Here is a 16,813-nt window from a genome sequence, read left to right as displayed (position 1 = left end):
CTGTGGGAGCTTGCTCGCGATGACGGTCTTAGCGACTCAGATACATCCGGGTCGTCAGCAAATAGACCGGCAGGCCCGACACCAATATCAGCAGCGCCGCATAAGGCGCCGCCGCCGCAAACTCCACATTCGCGGTATGCGCCCAGACTTCCGTCGCCAGGGTATTGAGCCCGGTGGGGCTCAGCAGCAAGGTCGCCGTCAGCTCCTTCATCGCATCCAGGAACACCAGGGCAAAAGCAGCCCCCATTGCCGGGAAAATAATCGGCAGTGTCACTCGGCAGAAGGCACTGAATGACGAGGCTCCCAGCGTGCGTGCTGCCTCCTCAAGCTGCGGTGCCGCCTTGTTCAGGGCGGTGCGGATCGGCGCCTGGGCCAGCGGCAGAAACAGCAGGGCATAGGCGATCAGCAGCAATGCCGAAGTCTGGTAGAGCATCGGCACGTAGTGCAGGGCGAAATACACCAGGGTCAGGGCAATGACCAGCCCCGGCAGCGCATGCAGCAGATAGGGCAGGCGCTCGGCCCAGATCGCCAGTTGGCCTTTGTAGCGCACGACCAGCAGGCCGACCGGCACCGCCAGCACCAGGCACAGAGCCGCGCCACCCAGCGACAGTGCGAGGGACGACAGCAATGCTTCGCCGATTGCCGCTACAGGAAAGGCTGCTGATGTTCCCACCGCCAACCAGTAGACCAGCATCCCCAGCGGAATCCCGCTGCCAATGATTGCCAGCAACAGGCAGTAAAGCTGTCCCGCCACAGCCCAGGATCCCAGTTGAACCTGTTCCGCGCGTCGCGCTGCACCCTGTCCGGTGCGCATGTGTCGACCCTTGCCCCGCACGCGCAGCTCCAGCCACAGCAGCGCCAGGCACAACGTCAGCAGTACGGCGGAGAGCATCGCCGCGTTGGCATTGCTGAACTCCAACTCGAACTGCTGATAGATCGCCGTGGTGAAGGTTTGCAGGCCGATGATCGACAAGGCGCCGAACTCCACCAGCATGTGCAGGGCAATCAGCAACGAACCCGCCAGCAGCGAAGGCCAGAGCAGGGGCAGGGTGACGCGAAAGAACACGCCCCAGCGATTTTGCCCCAATGTGCGAGCCGACTCTTCCAGGGATGGATCGAGATTGCGCAAGGTTGCCGCCACGGGCAGAAAGATCAACGGATACTTGGACAGGCTCATCACCAGGATCGCCCCGCCGAGCCCTTCGAAATGAGCGCTGAGGGAAACCCATGTGAAGCTGCTGACAAAGGCCGGTACGGCAAACGGCAGGCAGAGAATCACGCCCCACAATCGTCGCCCCGGCAGATTGCTGCGCTCGAGCAGCCAGGCCAGCGACATACCGATCACCCCGCAAACAATGGTGACGCCAATCATCAGTGCGAGTGTGTTGCGCAGCAAGCCGAACACATAAGGTCGCCATAGCAAATGCAGTGCTTCTGCCCAGCCTGCTTGCCAGGCTTTGAGTCCGACATAGGCCAGCGGCAGGAGGCTGAGGACGACCAAAAGCAAGACCGGCAACACCAACCCTATGGGAGGACGCTTGCGGCGGGGCACGTTGTTACTGCGCAGGCTGGTGGCAGATAGCGATGCGCTCATCAGTTCAAGCCAACGTCACGTTCCAGGTCCAGGGCTTCTTCGGCATTGCCGAGGTCGGCTGGCGTGACTTTCGGCGCTTGCAACTCGCTGAATGACTTGAGTCCGCGATCAGACTCCATGCCTTTGTGCAGCGGGTATTCGGCGGTGGTCTGGGTGATCACGCGCTGGCCTTCCTCGCTGGCCATGTAGGCGAGCAACTGCTGTGCTTCCTTGGGGTGTTTGCTGGATTTGAGCACCGCAGCACTGGAAACCGTGATCAGTCCGCCGACATCGCCACCGCTGAAGTAATGCAGTTTCGAGTCGAGTTGGCCTTTTTCACGCAGCAGGGCGAACCAGTAGTAATTGTTCACCAGCACGGTGGCGACTTCGCCATTTTCCACCGCTTTCAGCGCAACCATGTTGTTGCTGTAGGTCTTGCCGAATGCTCGCAGACCGGTCAGCCACTCTTCGGCTGCGTCCATGCCGTGCACCTTGATGATCGCCACCGCTTGCTCCTGGAACGCGCCGCTGGTGGGCACGAAGCCGACCTTTCCTTGCCATTTCGGATCGGAGAATTCCATCACCGAGGTCGGCAGGTCTTTTTCATCGATTAGCTTGGGGTTGAACGCAACGACGCGCACCCGGGCGGTCACGCCAATCCAGGTGCCGTTGCCGGCGACGTATTCCTTGGGCAAAACGGCCAATGTGGCGTCATCAGTCTTGGCCAGCAGGCCTTGTTCGCCGAGTTTGTTCAGGGGTGGCGATTCTTCGGTGTAGATCACGTCGGCGGGGGAGCGATCGCCTTCTTCGACGATCTGGCTGGCGAGCTGGTTGCTGCTGCCTTTGCGCACATTGACGTGGATCCCGGTCTTGGCTTCGAAGGCCTTGGCGACCGCATCGCCGACTTCTTTGTGCTGGCCGTTGTAGAGGGTCAGGGCAACCGGATCGGCGGCTTGAGTGAGGGGAGTGGCGAGTGCCAGGCCGAGGAGGGTGGTGATCAGGCCGCGGCGCAGGGTATTTCGAAACATCATTCGCAGGGTTCCTCACTGTCACATTGCAATAACTTGCAACAATGATAAACGATATTGCTTCTCAAATGCGTCGATAAATCCTGTAGGAGCGAGCTTGCTCGCGATGGGCGTGAACGAAAACGAGGGGCGTCTGGAGAAATGCGTTGCCTGCGAATCCATCACGAGCAAGCTCGCTCCTACAAGGGAGAGGGGATGTTTTCAAATGCCAGAAACGCAAAAACCCGCGTTCGCGGGTTTTTGTGAAATCCAAGGTTACGACCTTGAATTTGAATTGGTGCCCAGAAGAAGACTCGAACTTCCACGACCGTAAGGTCACCAGCACCTGAAGCTGGCGTGTCTACCAATTTCACCATCTGGGCATTCATCTTCAGCGTCGCCGCTGTTGATGTGGCGCACTATACGGAGAGCGTTTTGATCTGTAAACCCCTGATTTTAAAATTAATAAACCAGCGGTCAAAAATGCAAAAACCCGCTTTCGCGGGTTTTTGTGTGAGCCTTGAAATTGAACTAATCTCAAGCTCGAAATTGGTGCCCAGAAGAAGACTCGAACTTCCACGACCTTGCGGTCACCAGCACCTGAAGCTGGCGTGTCTACCAATTTCACCATCTGGGCAGTATCGGCAACGTTGTCCGTCGTCGATGGCGCGCACTATACGGAGCGTCTTTTTAACTGTAAACCCCCGGCTTCAAAAAAACCTGAAAAAATTCACCAGCGGTCTGCAATTCAGCTTTGATGTGTCGATACAGGGCTTTAGATGGGTCGTCTTAGCTTGAAATTTCCCGTTTCATTACGCCTATGCCAAACTAACCCGCATATAGACAAGGTGAAAACTCTCTAATGGCCGATTGGCAGTCCCTCGATCCCGAGGCCGCTCGTGAAGCGGAAAAATATGAAAACCCCATTCCTAGCCGCGAACTGATCCTTCAGCACCTTGCTGATCGAGGTTCGCCTGCTAACCGCGAGCAACTGGTCGAAGAGTTTGGTCTGACCACAGAAGACCAGATCGAAGCCCTGCGCCGCCGTCTGCGCGCCATGGAGCGCGATGCTCAACTGATCTATACCCGTCGTGGCACTTATGCGCCGGTGGACAAGCTTGACCTGATCCTGGGTCGCATCAGCGGTCACCGCGACGGCTTCGGCTTCCTGGTGCCGGACGACGGCAGTGACGACCTGTTCATGAGCCCGGCGCAGATGCGTCTGGTGTTCGATGGTGACCGTGCCCTGGCCCGGGTATCCGGCCTGGACCGTCGTGGTCGCCGCGAAGGCATGATCGTCGAAGTGGTGTCCCGCGCTCACGAAACCATCGTCGGCCGCTACTTCGAAGAGGGCGGCATCGGTTTCGTGGTTGCGGACAATCCGAAGATCCAGCAGGAAGTGCTGGTGACGCCGGGTCGTAACGCCAACGCGCAGATCGGTCAGTTCGTCGAAGTGAAGATCACTCACTGGCCGACGCCACGCTTCCAGCCGCAAGGCGACGTGGTTGAAGTCGTGGGCAACTACATGGCGCCGGGCATGGAAATCGATGTTGCCCTGCGTACCTACGACATTCCTCACGTCTGGCCTGACGCCGTGCTCAAGGAAGCCGGCAAGCTCAAGCCGGAAGTCGAAGAGAAAGACAAAGAGAAGCGCATCGACCTGCGTCATCTGCCGTTCGTCACCATTGACGGCGAAGATGCCCGCGACTTCGACGATGCGGTCTATTGCGAAGCCCGTCCGGGCAAGCTGCGCCTGTTCTCCGGTGGCTGGAAGTTGTACGTGGCGATTGCCGACGTATCCAGCTACGTGAAACTCGGCTCGGCGCTGGATGCCGAGGCTCAGGTTCGCGGCAACTCGGTGTACTTCCCCGAGCGCGTGATTCCGATGCTGCCTGAGCAACTGTCCAACGGTTTGTGCTCGCTGAACCCGCAAGTCGATCGCTTGGCCATGGTTTGCGAGATGACCATCTCCAAGTCCGGCGAAATGACCGACTACTGCTTCTACGAGGCGGTGATCCACTCCCATGCCCGTCTGACCTACAACAAGGTCAGCGCGATGCTGGAAACGCCGAAAGCCACCGAAGGGCGCAAGCTGCGCGGTGAATACACTGACGTGGTGCCGCACCTCAAGCAGCTGTACTCGCTGTACAAGGTGTTGCTGGCGGCCCGTCATGTACGTGGCGCGATCGATTTCGAAACCCAGGAAACCCGGATCATTTTCGGTTCCGAGCGCAAGATCGCCGAAATTCGTCCGACCGTGCGCAACGATGCGCACAAGCTGATCGAGGAATGCATGCTGGCGGCCAACGTGGCCACCGCCGAATTCTTGAAGAAACACGAAATTCCGGCGTTGTATCGCGTTCACGATGGTCCGCCACCGGAGCGCCTGGAAAAGCTGCGCGCGTTCCTCGGCGAGCTCGGCCTGTCCCTGCACAAAGGCAAGGACGGTCCGTCGCCGAAGGATTACCAGGCACTGCTGGCCGGCATCAAGGATCGTCCGGATTTCCACCTGATCCAGACTGTCATGCTGCGTTCGTTGAGCCAGGCGGTGTACAGCGCCGACAACCAGGGCCACTTCGGCCTGAATTACGAGGCGTACACCCACTTCACTTCGCCGATTCGCCGCTACCCGGACTTGCTCACGCACCGGGCGATCCGCAGCGTGATCCATTCGAAGCAGAACACCCCGCACGTTCGCCGTGCCGGTGCGATGACCATTCCGAAAGCGCGCATCTATCCGTACGACGAAGCGGCCCTGGAGCAACTCGGCGAGCAGTGCTCGATGAGCGAGCGCCGTGCCGACGAAGCGACCCGCGATGTAGTGAACTGGCTCAAGTGCGAGTTCATGAAAGATCGCGTTGGCGAGTCGTTCCCGGGTGTGATCACCGCCGTGACCGGTTTTGGTCTGTTCGTCGAACTGACCGATATCTACGTCGAAGGCCTGGTGCACGTCACCGCGCTGCCGGGCGATTACTACCACTTCGATCCTGTGCACCACCGCCTGGCCGGTGAGCGTACCGGTCGCAGCTTCCGCTTGGGCGATACCGTGGAAGTGCGTGTCATGCGCGTCGACCTCGACGAACGCAAGATCGACTTCGAGATGGCCGAGAAAACCATCAGCGCGCCGATCGGCCGCAAGAAGCGTGGTACCGAAAGTACAGCACCCGCTGCGAAGGTCGAAGCAGAACCGGCCCCGGCGAAAACCGGTCGTCGTCCTGCCAAGGAAAAGGCTGTAGAGGCCTATCGCCCGAGCGATGCGGCGGCGAAAAACGCCGAAGTGCGCAAAAGTCGTGAAATGAAACAGGCGTTGCTCGCCGGTGCGAAAAGCGGCGGTAAAGCGGCGTCTGGGGGAAAGACCAGTCGGTCGACGCCTGACAAGGCTGTCGGCGGCAAGCCAGCCAAACCGAGCAAACATCGTAAAGGTCCGCCAAAAGCGGGCTCGGCTCCAGCCAAGAGTGGCGGGGCGCGTAAACCTAAGGCCAAGCCATGAGTCAGTTGGAAAAGATCTACGGCGTACATGCTGTAGAAGCGTTGTTGCGTCACCACCCGAAACGCGTGAAGCAGATCTGGTTGGCCGAAGGTCGCAATGACCCTCGGGTCCAGACACTGATCGAACTGGCCAACGAAAACCGGGTCCAGGTCGGCCAGGCCGAGCGCCGTGAAATGGACGCCTGGGTTGAAGGTGTGCACCAGGGTGTGGTCGCGGACGTGAGTCCGAGCCAGGTCTGGGGCGAGGCGATGCTCGACGAGCTGCTCGATCGCACCGACGGCGCACCGTTGTTGCTGGTGCTCGACGGCGTGACTGATCCGCACAACCTCGGCGCCTGCCTGCGCTCCGCCGATGCGGCGGGCGCGCTGGCCGTGATCGTGCCGAAGGACAAGTCGGCGACTCTGACTCCGGTTGTACGAAAAATCGCCTGCGGTGCGGCGGAAGTGATTCCGCTGGTTGCCGTGACCAACCTGGCGCGCACCCTGGAAAAGCTCCAGCAGCGCGGCTTGTGGGTTGTCGGCACGGCCGGTGAAGCTGAGGTCAGCCTGTATGACCAGGATCTGACCGGCCCGACCATCCTGATCATGGGTGCCGAAGGCAAGGGCATGCGTCGCCTGACCCGCGAACATTGCGACTACCTGGTGAACCTGCCGATGGCCGGCAGCGTCAGCAGTCTCAACGTTTCCGTGGCGACCGGCGTTTGCCTGTTCGAAGCGCAGCGTCAGCGTAGCGTCAAAGCCAAGGCTGCTGCCAAGAAGTCCTGATCCAGTTGCAGTCCCTGTGGGAGCGAGCTTGCTCGCGATAGCGGTGTAACATTCAGCATTAATGTCGAATGTTGCGACCCCATCGCGAGCAAGCTCGCTCCCACAGTGTTTTTGTAGTGAGGGAAAGATTGGGGTTGTTCAAATAATCACCAATTACCTTGCGCCTCCCTCGCCCCTTCTCTACAATTGCGCCCCTTGCTGTGATGGCAGGCACCAACGTGTCTAGCGTCCGCAAGTCCATAAGTGTCATTCACTCCTTGTCTGACCGCTTTTGAGCGGCAGGCTACAACCCGTAAGGAGCATTCATGCGTCATTACGAAATCATCTTTTTGGTCCACCCGGATCAAAGCGAGCAAGTCGGCGGCATGGTTGAGCGTTACACCAAGCTGATCGAAGAAGACGGCGGCAAAATCCACCGTCTGGAAGATTGGGGCCGTCGTCAACTGGCCTACGCAATCAACAATGTTCACAAGGCTCACTACGTGATGCTGAACGTTGAGTGCACTGGCAAGGCCCTGGCCGAGCTGGAAGACAACTTCCGCTACAACGATGCAGTGATCCGTAACCTGGTCATCCGTCGCGACGAAGCCGTTACCGGCCAGTCCGAGATGCTCAAGGCTGAAGAAAACCGCAGTGAGCGCCGTGAGCGTCGCGACCGTCCTGAGCACGAAGGCGCTGAAAGCGCTGATAGTGATGACAGCGACAACAGCGATAACGCTGACGAGTAATCCACGGACCTTTTAAGGAGCCAATTACATGGCACGTTTCTTCCGTCGTCGTAAATTCTGCCGCTTCACCGCTGAAGACGTGAAAGAGATCGATTACAAAGATCTCAACACTCTGAAAGCCTACGTATCCGAGACCGGCAAAATCGTTCCAAGCCGCATCACCGGTACCAAAGCTCGTTATCAGCGTCAGCTGGCCACCGCTATCAAGCGCGCCCGCTTCCTGGCCCTGCTGGCCTACACCGACAGCCACGGCCGCTGAGACCGGGCAGTCGACACGTAGCAAAGGATTGAATGCATGCGGGCCATAGCTGAGTTCATCATGCGCGGCCGTGTGCAGGCCACTCTGGTAGTGGCTGGATGCGCGGCATTGCCGTTGTTGTATTGGTTGGGTGCTGCCGCCGGATGCCTTGTGCTCCTGCGGCGCGGATTGAGGGACGCCCTGGGCGTTCTTGCTCTGGGACTGCTGCCGGCATTGGCCTGGTGGCTTTACTCCGACGACCCACGGGCACTTCTGGTGCTGCTGGGGTCTGCGAGCCTTGCGTTGGTTTTGCGCGCAAGCGAGTCCTGGAACCGCGTGCTGCTGGTCAGCATAGCGATGGGAGTGGTGTTTTCAGTGGTGTTGGGGACAGCTTTTGCTCCCCAGATCGAGATGCTGGCGCAGGCTTTGATCAAAGTCATGCCGTCGCTACTCGGTGATGTCTACCAGAAGTTGTCGGTAGACGAACAAGCGCGTTTCGCGTCCCTGATTGCACCGGTCCTGACCGGCCTGATAGCGGCTTTGTTGCAAATCGTCAGCTTGCTGAGCCTGCTTGTCGGGCGTTACTGGCAGGCGTTGTTGTACAACCCGGGCGGTTTTGGTCGCGAGTTTCGCGCCATCCGCATCCCGCTGTTGCCGGCGATGTTGCTGCTGGCGTGCATGCTTCTGGGGCCGAATCTCGGTTCACAGATGGCCATGTTGACGCCGTTGTGCAGCGTACCGCTGGTGTTCGCCGGGCTGGCCCTGATTCACGGGCTGGTGGCGCAGAAGCGACTGGCCAGGTTCTGGCTGGTGGGGTTGTACGTGACGCTGTTGCTGTTCATGCAGCTGATCTATCCGTTGCTGGTGGTCCTGGCCATCGTCGACAGCCTGATTGATTTTCGCGGTCGTTCGGCACCGAAAGATGCCGATAGCGCGAACGGTGAAGGTTAAAAGTTAAGAGGATTTTCACATGCAACTGATCCTTCTGGAAAAAGTCACCAACCTGGGCAACCTGGGTGACAAAGTGAACGTTAAGGCTGGTTACGGTCGTAACTACCTGCTGCCTTACGGCAAAGCTACCGCTGCGACCCCAGCCAACCTGGCTGCGTTCGAAGAGCGTCGCGCTGAGCTGGAAAAAGCTGCAGCAGATCGCAAAGCATCGGCTGAAAGCCGCGCTGCCCAACTGGCCGAGCTGGAAGTGACCATCACTGCCACCGCTGGCGACGAAGGCAAGCTGTTCGGTTCGATCGGTACTCACGACATCGCTGACGCACTGACCGCCTCCGGCGTTGAAGTGCAGAAGAGCGAAGTTCGTCTGCCGAACGGCACCATCCGCAACGTAGGCGAATTCGACGTAGCCGTGCACCTGCACGCCGAAGTTGAAGCCACCGTACGCGTTGTCGTGGTAGCAGCTTAAGCAGCACTTGTCGGCTGGCACCCTCGGGTGCTTGCCGGTAACATCGGGCACGATCCTGTTTACAGGTCGTGCCCTTTGTCTTTCTGAAACTACTGCTTTTTATCACCAAGAACCAAGTGGCCATGAACGATATCTCCGCTCCTGAGCAATACGATCTGCAAACCGCCGCGCTGAAAGTGCCGCCGCATTCCATCGAAGCCGAACAGGCTGTACTCGGTGGTCTGATGCTGGACAACAACGCTTGGGAGCGTGTGCTCGATCAAGTCTCCGACGGCGACTTCTATCGACATGACCACCGCCTGATTTTCCGTGCGATCGCCAAGCTGGCCGATCAGAACATGCCGATCGACGTCGTGACCCTGTCCGAGCAACTGGACAAGGAAGGTCAGACTTCGCAAGTCGGTGGCCTTGGTTACCTCGGTGAACTGGCGAAAAACACCCCGTCCGTCGCCAACATCAAGGCCTATGCGCAGATCGTTCGCGAACGGGCGACGTTGCGCCAGTTGATCGGTATCAGTACCGAAATCGCCGACAGCGCGTTCAACCCTGAGGGTCGCACTGCCGCCGAGATTCTCGACGAGGCTGAACGGCAGATCTTCCAGATCGCCGAGGCCCGACCGAAAACCGGTGGCCCGGTGGGCGTCAACGACCTGCTGACCAAGGCCATCGACCGCATCGACACCCTGTTCAACACCGACAACGCCATCACTGGCCTGTCTACCGGTTACACGGACCTCGACGAGAAAACCAGCGGCCTGCAACCGTCCGACCTGATCATCGTCGCTGGCCGTCCATCCATGGGTAAAACCACCTTTGCGATGAACCTGGTGGAAAACGCCGTGTTGCGCAGCGAGAAGGCCGTCCTGGTTTACTCCCTCGAGATGCCAGGTGAATCGCTGATCATGCGTATGTTGTCTTCCCTGGGGCGAATCGACCAGACCAAGGTCCGTTCCGGCCAGCTGGAAGATGACGACTGGCCGCGCCTGACCTCGGCGGTCAACCTGCTCAACGACCGCAAGCTGTTCATCGACGATACCGCCGGCATCAGCCCGTCGGAAATGCGCGCCCGGACCCGCCGTCTGGTGCGCGAACACGGCGATGTCGGCCTGATCATGATCGACTACCTGCAACTGATGCAGATCCCGGGCTCCAGCGGTGACAACCGGACCAACGAGATTTCCGAGATCTCCCGATCCCTGAAAGCCCTGGCCAAGGAATTCAACTGCCCGGTGGTCGCGCTCTCACAGCTCAACCGTTCCCTGGAGCAGCGGCCGAACAAGCGTCCAGTGAACTCCGACTTGCGGGAATCCGGAGCGATCGAGCAGGACGCCGACGTGATCATGTTCGTTTATCGCGACGAGGTGTATCACCCGGAAACCGAGCACAAAGGCATTGCCGAGATCATCATCGGCAAGCAGCGGAACGGCCCGATCGGCTTTATCCGCCTGGCGTTCATCGGCAAGTACACCCGTTTCGAGAACCTGGCGCCGGGTAGCTACAATTTCGATGATGACGAATAATTTGTAGCGTCTGATCGGTCCTCATCGCGAGCAAGCTCGCTCCCACAAGAATCACACCGAACTTGTGGGAGCGAGCTTGCTCGCGATGGGGTCGCCGCAATTTCCGACCATGGCCGTCGGAATTGGTCAAAATTTGTGCTATATTCCGCGCCCGCGAAATTCAATGAAAGCCAACACCGGTTATCGACATGCAAGCAGCCAAGCCGTTATTTGACTATCCCAAGTACTGGGCCGAATGTTTCGGGCCAGCGCCGTTCCTGCCCATGAGCAGGGAGGAGATGGATCAGCTCGGCTGGGATTCCTGCGACATCATCATCGTCACCGGTGATGCCTATGTCGACCACCCGTCGTTCGGCATGGCGATCATCGGCCGGCTGCTGGAGTCCCAGGGCTTCCGCGTCGGGATCATTGCCCAGCCGAACTGGCAGTCCAAAGACGATTTCATGAAGCTCGGCGAGCCGAACCTGTTCTTCGGTGTCGCGGCCGGCAACATGGACTCCATGATCAACCGCTACACCGCAGACAAGAAAATCCGTTCCGACGATGCCTACACGCCGGGTGGCCTGGCCGGCAAGCGTCCGGACCGCGCCAGCCTGGTCTACAGCCAGCGCTGCAGGGAAGCCTACAAGCACGTGCCGATCGTGCTCGGCGGCATCGAAGCGTCCCTGCGCCGCATCGCCCACTACGACTACTGGCAGGACCGTGTACGCAACTCGATCCTGATCGACGCCAGCGCCGACATCCTGCTGTACGGCAACGCCGAGCGGGCCATCGTCGAGGTCGCCCAGCGCCTGTCCTACGGTCACAAGATCGAGGACATCACCGACGTGCGCGGCACCGCGTTCATCCGTCGTGACACGCCGCAAGGCTGGTACGAAGTCGACTCCACGCGTATCGACCGTCCGGGCAAGATCGACAAGATCATCAACCCGTACGTCAACACCCAGGACACCCAGGCCTGCGCCATCGAGCAGGAAAAAGGTCCGGTTGAAGATCCGCAGGAAGCCAAGGTCGTGCAGATCCTGGCCAGCCCGCGCATGACCCGCGACAAGACCGTTATCCGTTTGCCGTCGGTGGAAAAGGTCCGCAACGATGCGGTGCTCTACGCCCACGCCAACCGCGTGTTGCACCTGGAAACCAACCCGGGCAACGCCCGTGCACTGGTGCAGAAGCACGGCGAAGTGGACGTCTGGTTCAACCCTCCACCGATTCCGATGACCACCGAAGAAATGGACTACGTGTTCGGCATGCCTTATGCGCGCATTCCGCACCCGGCGTATGGCAAGGAGAAGATCCCGGCCTACGATATGATCCGTTTCTCGGTGAACATCATGCGTGGCTGCTTCGGCGGCTGCACCTTCTGCTCGATCACCGAGCACGAAGGCCGGATCATCCAGAACCGTTCCCACGAGTCGATCATTCGCGAAATCGAAGAAATTCGTGACAAGGTTCCGGGCTTTACCGGCGTGATCTCCGACCTCGGCGGCCCGACCGCGAACATGTACCGCATTGCCTGCAAGAGCCCGGAAATCGAGTCCGCGTGCCGCAAGCCATCGTGCGTGTTCCCTGGCATCTGCCCGAACCTGAACACCGACCACTCGGCGCTGATCCAGTTGTACCGCAGTGCCCGTGAATTGCCGGGTGTGAAGAAGATCCTGATCGCTTCCGGCCTGCGCTATGACCTGGCGGTCGAGTCGCCGGAGTACGTCAAGGAGTTGGTGACCCACCACGTCGGTGGCTACCTGAAGATCGCCCCGGAACACACCGAGGAAGGTCCGCTCAACCAAATGATGAAACCGGGCATCGGCAGCTATGACAAGTTCAAGCGCATGTTCGAGAAGTACTCCAAGGAAGCGGGCAAGGAGCAGTACCTGATTCCGTACTTCATCGCTGCCCACCCGGGCACCACCGATGAAGACATGATGAACCTGGCCCTGTGGCTCAAGGGCAACGGCTTCCGTGCCGACCAGGTGCAGGCGTTCTACCCGTCGCCGATGGCCACCGCCACCGCCATGTATCACTCGGGCAAGAACCCGCTGCGCAAGGTCACCTACAAGAGTGACGCGGTGACCATCGTCAAGAGCGAGGAACAGCGCCGACTGCACAAGGCGTTCTTGCGTTATCACGACCCGAAAGGTTGGCCGATGCTGCGTGAGGCACTGACCCGCATGGGCCGCGCCGACCTGATCGGGCCGGGCAAGAACCAGTTGATTCCTTTGCATCAGCCGTCGACCGACAGCTACCAGAGCGCCCGTCGCAAGAACTCGACGCCGGCGGGCAGCCATAAGGTTGCAGGGGAAAAGACCACCAAGATCCTGACCCAGCACACCGGCCTGCCACCGCGTGCCAGCGATGGCGGCAACCCGTGGGACAAGCGCGAACAGGCCAAGGCGGCGGCGTTCGCCCGCAACCAGCAGGCGGCCAAGGAACGCAAGGATGCGGCCAAAGGCAAAGGGCCAAAGCCGACCCGCAAGCCGGTCGTGCCGCGCTAAGCCTCGCTTGAACTGAACAGAACGCCAACCTTCGGGTTGGCGTTTTGCGTTTCAGGGTTCAACCATTTGTGCTGGAACCAATGGCCTCTTCGCGAGCAAGCCCGCGAAGAGGCCGGAACTGCCAACCAATTTCTGGCTGGTTGCCACATTTACGTGCACCTGTGCCAAACCATTTTCCCGCATCGCCCGATTTTGGTGCTGTACTGCCTCAGGCAACCGAAGAAAGCGCCAGCATTGCTGGATGGCATAAGTCTTGCGCGCTTTCCCATACGCTCAAGGCTCGCAGGAGGCACGCCGTGTCGATTCATGTCGCATTGCACCACGTCACGCATTACCGCTATGACCGCGCTGTCGAACTCGGCCCGCAGATCGTTCGCCTGCGTCCCGCCGCCCACAGCCGCACGCGGATTCTGTCCTATGCGTTGAAAGTCTCCCCCGAACAGCACTTCATCAACTGGCAGCAGGACCCTCAGGGCAATTACCTGGCGCGGCTGGTGTTCCCGGAAAAAACCGAAGAATTGCGAATTGAAGTCGATCTGCTGGCCGAAATGGCGATCTTCAATCCGTTCGACTTCTTCCTCGAACCCTACGCGGAAAAAATCCCCTTCACCTATGCCGCGGATGAGCGCAAGGAGCTGGCGCCGTACCTGGAAACCCTGCCCGTGACGCCGAAGTTCAAGGCCTACCTGGACGGCATCGACCGCACACCGTTACCCGCCGTGGACTTTCTCGTCGCGCTCAACCAGCGTTTGAGCGAAGACATCGACTACCTGATCCGCATGGAGCCCGGCGTACAAACACCTGAGCACACCCTCGACCAGGCCTCCGGTTCGTGTCGCGACTCCGCCTGGTTGCTGGTGCAACTGCTGCGCAACCTGGGGCTGGCGGCGCGTTTTGTGTCGGGCTACCTGATCCAGCTGACCGCCGACGTCAAAAGTCTCGACGGTCCGTCCGGTACCGACGTGGATTTCACCGACCTGCACGCCTGGTGCGAGGTGTACTTGCCCGGTGCCGGCTGGATCGGCCTGGATGCGACCTCCGGACTGTTTGCCGGTGAAGGACATATTCCATTGGCCTGTAGTCCCGATCCGTCCTCTGCGGCGCCGATCAGTGGTTTGGTGGAACCCTGCGAGTGCGAATTCAGCCACGAAATGTCCGTGGAGCGGATTTGGGAAGCACCGCGGGTCACCAAGCCCTACAGCGACGATCAGTGGCTGGCGATCCAGGCCCTGGGCCGACGGATCGATGCTGACTTGCTGGAAGGCGATGTACGCCTGACCATGGGCGGCGAGCCGACCTTTGTGTCCATCGATGACCCGGACGGCGCCGAGTGGAATACCGCGGCACTGGGGCCGGATAAACGACGGTTGTCCGCCGAACTGTTCCAGCGCATGCGCAAGCACTACGCGCCCCAGGGGCTGGTGCATTTCGGGCAGGGCAAGTGGTATCCCGGCGAGCAACTGCCGCGCTGGTCGCTCAATTGCTACTGGCGCCGTGACGGCGTGCCGATCTGGCACAACAGCGCGCTGATCGCCGACGAGCAGGAGGATTATGGCGCCGACGGTGCGCTGGCCGGGCGTTTTCTGGCGAGTGTCGCCGAACGCTTGAAGATTCCGACACGCTTTGTGTTCCCAGCCTACGAAGACAATTTCTATTACCTCTGGCGCGAAGGAATGTTGCCGCAAAACGTCAGCGCCGAAGACTCACGCCTGGAAGAGCCTTTGGAGCGTAAGCGCCTGCGCAAGGTCTTCAGTCAAGGCCTGGACAAGGTCATCGGCCAGGTTCTGCCGCTGGCGCGCACCGCCAAGGGCGACCAGTGGCAGAGCGGGCGCTGGTATCTGCGCGACGAGCACTGCCGTCTGGTGCCGGGGGATTCTCCACTCGGTTATCGCTTGCCGCTGGGTTCGCAGCCTTGGGTGAAGGCGGCGGAGTATCCGTTCATTTATCCGCAGGACCCGAATCAGGACTTCCCGCCGCTGCCCGACACAGGGCAGCTTCAGAGCCAAGGCGCAGCCGTCGCAGAAGACCGTGCACCGAAGATCGACGAATCCGCCGATTGGCTGACCCGCACGGCGTTCTGTGCCGAGGCGCGGGAAGGCCGTTTGTACCTGTTCATGCCGCCGCTGGAGCGGGTCGAGGATTACCTCGAACTGGTCGCTGCCATCGAAGCCACCGCCGAAGAGCTGATGTGCCCGGTGTTGCTGGAGGGGTATGAGCCGCCGAGCGATCCTCGCCTGAGCAACTTGCGCATCACCCCGGACCCGGGGGTGATCGAGGTCAACGTGCAGCCGTCTGCGACCTGGGATGAGTTGGTTGAGCGCACCGAATTCCTCTATGAACAAGCGCGCCAGACTCGGCTGACTACCGAAAAATTCATGATCGATGGCCGCCATACCGGCACGGGCGGTGGTAACCATTTCGTGCTCGGTGGCGCGACACCGGGGGACTCGCCGTTTCTGCGTCGCCCGGATCTGCTGCGCAGCCTGATCAGCTACTGGCATAACCATCCGTCGTTGTCCTACCTGTTTTCCGGATTGTTCATCGGCCCGACGTCCCAGGCGCCGCGGGTCGATGAGGCGCGCAACGATGCCTTGTACGAGCTGGAAATCGCCTTCGCGCAGATGCCTGAAGCGGGTGAGGAGTGCCCGCCATGGCTGGTGGATCGACTGCTGCGCAACCTGCTGATCGATGTAACCGGCAACACCCACCGCGCCGAGTTCTGCATCGACAAACTCTATTCGCCGGACGGTGCCACCGGGCGCCTCGGATTGCTGGAGCTACGTGCGTTCGAGATGCCGCCCCATGCGCGCATGAGCCTGGCGCAACAATTGTTGCTGCGGGCGCTGGTTGCGCGGTTCTGGCGCAAGCCCTATGCACCGCCGAAGCTCGCGCGCTGGGGCACGGAACTGCACGATCGCTTCCTGTTGCCGCACTTTATCGAACAAGACTTCGCCGATGTCATCGTCGATCTCAACGCCGCCGGTTATCCGGTGCGGGCCGAATGGTTCGCCGCGCATCTCGAATTCCGTTTCCCCAAGGTTGGCGACTACGCCGTCAGCGGCATTGCGCTGGAACTGCGCCAGGCGCTCGAGCCCTGGCACGTGCTGGGTGAAGAGGGCGCCATGGGCGGTACGGTGCGTTACGTGGATTCGTCACTGGAGCGTTTGCAGGTCAAGCTCAGCGGCTTGCCGCCCCAGCGATATCTGCTGACCTGCAACGGCATTCCGGTGCCATTGCAGCCCACCGGGCGTGTAGGCGAATTCGTCGCGGGCGTGAGATTCCGTGCCTGGCAACCGGCTAACTGCCTGCAACCGACCATTGCGGTCCACGCGCCCCTGGTGTTCGACCTGCTCGACACCTGGATGCAGCGCTCGCTGGGCGGTTGCCAGTACCACGTCGCCCATCCGGGCGGGCGCAACTACGACAGTTTGCCGGTGAATGCCAACGAAGCGGAGAGCCGGCGAATGGCGCGCTTTTTCCGCATCGGACACACGCCGGGAAAATTTCCTGTACCCAATCTGGAAATCAGCGACGAGTTGCCGATGACACTCGATTTGCGACGTTTCTAAACCGTACGCGACGCT

General features: G+C 60.2%; 11 protein-coding genes and 2 tRNA genes. 9 read left to right on the top strand and 4 right to left on the bottom strand.

Translation table 11 applies throughout. From position 1 onward, the window contains the following. Positions 1-28: 28 nt before the first annotated feature. The 4 genes from AC3WTM_RS15555 to AC3WTM_RS15540 form a co-directional block, all read right to left on the bottom strand. Positions 29-1,594: an ABC transporter permease gene (locus AC3WTM_RS15555; protein WP_102669270.1), complete on the bottom strand. Its 1,566-nt coding sequence runs from the start codon at positions 1,592-1,594 to the stop codon at positions 29-31. Then, entirely contained in the window at positions 1,594-2,604 is a 1,011-nt protein-coding gene (locus tag AC3WTM_RS15550; protein ID WP_102669269.1) for an extracellular solute-binding protein, read from the bottom strand. Before AC3WTM_RS15550 ends, AC3WTM_RS15555 begins: the two co-directional genes overlap by 1 nt. 272 nt (positions 2,605-2,876) lie before the next feature. Then, positions 2,877-2,963, bottom strand: a tRNA-Leu gene (locus AC3WTM_RS15545). Positions 2,964-3,130: 167 nt separating this feature from the next. Further along, positions 3,131-3,217: transfer RNA gene (locus tag AC3WTM_RS15540), tRNA-Leu, on the bottom strand. A 225-nt stretch (positions 3,218-3,442) separates the two neighbouring features. On the opposite strand from AC3WTM_RS15540, the gene rnr reads away from it, so the two are divergent. The 9 genes from rnr (at position 3,443) to AC3WTM_RS15495 (ending at position 16,798) form a co-directional block, all read left to right on the top strand. Beyond that, on the top strand, positions 3,443-6,070 hold the full coding sequence (rnr, locus tag AC3WTM_RS15535; RefSeq protein WP_056725446.1) for a ribonuclease R: 2,628 nt from the start codon (positions 3,443-3,445) through the stop codon (positions 6,068-6,070). After that, entirely contained in the window at positions 6,067-6,834 is a 768-nt protein-coding gene (gene rlmB / locus AC3WTM_RS15530; protein WP_007973273.1) for a 23S rRNA (guanosine(2251)-2'-O)-methyltransferase RlmB, read from the top strand. Before rnr ends, rlmB begins: the two co-directional genes overlap by 4 nt. Positions 6,835-7,139: 305 nt before the next feature. Further along, positions 7,140-7,562: a 30S ribosomal protein S6 gene (gene rpsF / locus AC3WTM_RS15525; RefSeq protein WP_008048087.1), complete on the top strand. Its 423-nt coding sequence runs from the start codon at positions 7,140-7,142 to the stop codon at positions 7,560-7,562. Positions 7,563-7,590: 28 nt separating this feature from the next. Continuing rightward, positions 7,591-7,821: a 30S ribosomal protein S18 gene (gene rpsR / locus AC3WTM_RS15520; protein ID WP_002551829.1), complete on the top strand. Its 231-nt coding sequence runs from the start codon at positions 7,591-7,593 to the stop codon at positions 7,819-7,821. 36 nt (positions 7,822-7,857) lie between these two features. After that, complete coding sequence (locus tag AC3WTM_RS15515) at positions 7,858-8,751, top strand: YybS family protein (RefSeq protein ID WP_102669267.1); 894 nt, start codon at positions 7,858-7,860, stop codon at positions 8,749-8,751. A 19-nt stretch (positions 8,752-8,770) separates the two neighbouring features. Continuing rightward, positions 8,771-9,217 (top strand): 50S ribosomal protein L9, encoded by a 447-nt coding sequence (gene rplI / locus AC3WTM_RS15510; protein ID WP_007973276.1) that lies wholly within the window; start codon positions 8,771-8,773, stop codon positions 9,215-9,217. A 122-nt stretch (positions 9,218-9,339) separates the two neighbouring features. Continuing rightward, on the top strand, positions 9,340-10,737 hold the full coding sequence (gene dnaB / locus AC3WTM_RS15505) for a replicative DNA helicase (RefSeq protein ID WP_007915846.1): 1,398 nt from the start codon (positions 9,340-9,342) through the stop codon (positions 10,735-10,737). 188 nt (positions 10,738-10,925) lie between these two features. Further along, positions 10,926-13,229 (top strand): YgiQ family radical SAM protein, encoded by a 2,304-nt coding sequence (locus AC3WTM_RS15500; protein WP_102669266.1) that lies wholly within the window; start codon positions 10,926-10,928, stop codon positions 13,227-13,229. A 296-nt stretch (positions 13,230-13,525) separates the two neighbouring features. Then, positions 13,526-16,798, top strand: a complete 3,273-nt coding sequence (locus tag AC3WTM_RS15495) for a transglutaminase family protein (RefSeq protein ID WP_102669265.1) — start codon at positions 13,526-13,528, stop codon at positions 16,796-16,798. Positions 16,799-16,813 lie beyond the last annotated feature (15 nt).

It is taken from the genome of Pseudomonas sp. EU05-FHT14B02 (genome assembly GCF_058791055.1).
The sequence above is the reverse complement of the archived record's forward strand: the minus strand, read 5'-3'. Positions and strand labels throughout refer to the sequence as shown.

Bases quoted from the DNA above. Each gene is read 5' to 3' on its own strand.
- rpsF (WP_008048087.1), top strand. From the start codon at position 7,140: ATGCGTCATTACGAAATCATCTTTTTGGTCCACCCGGATCAAAGCGAG.
- AC3WTM_RS15555 (WP_102669270.1), bottom strand. From the start codon at position 1,594: ATGAGCGCATCGCTATCTGCCACCAGCCTGCGCAGTAACAACGTGCCC.
- rnr (WP_056725446.1), top strand. From the start codon at position 3,443: ATGGCCGATTGGCAGTCCCTCGATCCCGAGGCCGCTCGTGAAGCGGAA.
- AC3WTM_RS15515 (WP_102669267.1), top strand. From the start codon at position 7,858: ATGCGGGCCATAGCTGAGTTCATCATGCGCGGCCGTGTGCAGGCCACT.
- dnaB (WP_007915846.1), top strand. From the start codon at position 9,340: ATGAACGATATCTCCGCTCCTGAGCAATACGATCTGCAAACCGCCGCG.
- AC3WTM_RS15550 (WP_102669269.1), bottom strand. From the start codon at position 2,604: ATGATGTTTCGAAATACCCTGCGCCGCGGCCTGATCACCACCCTCCTC.
- rplI (WP_007973276.1), top strand. From the start codon at position 8,771: ATGCAACTGATCCTTCTGGAAAAAGTCACCAACCTGGGCAACCTGGGT.
- rlmB (WP_007973273.1), top strand. From the start codon at position 6,067: ATGAGTCAGTTGGAAAAGATCTACGGCGTACATGCTGTAGAAGCGTTG.
- rpsR (WP_002551829.1), top strand. From the start codon at position 7,591: ATGGCACGTTTCTTCCGTCGTCGTAAATTCTGCCGCTTCACCGCTGAA.
- AC3WTM_RS15500 (WP_102669266.1), top strand. From the start codon at position 10,926: ATGCAAGCAGCCAAGCCGTTATTTGACTATCCCAAGTACTGGGCCGAA.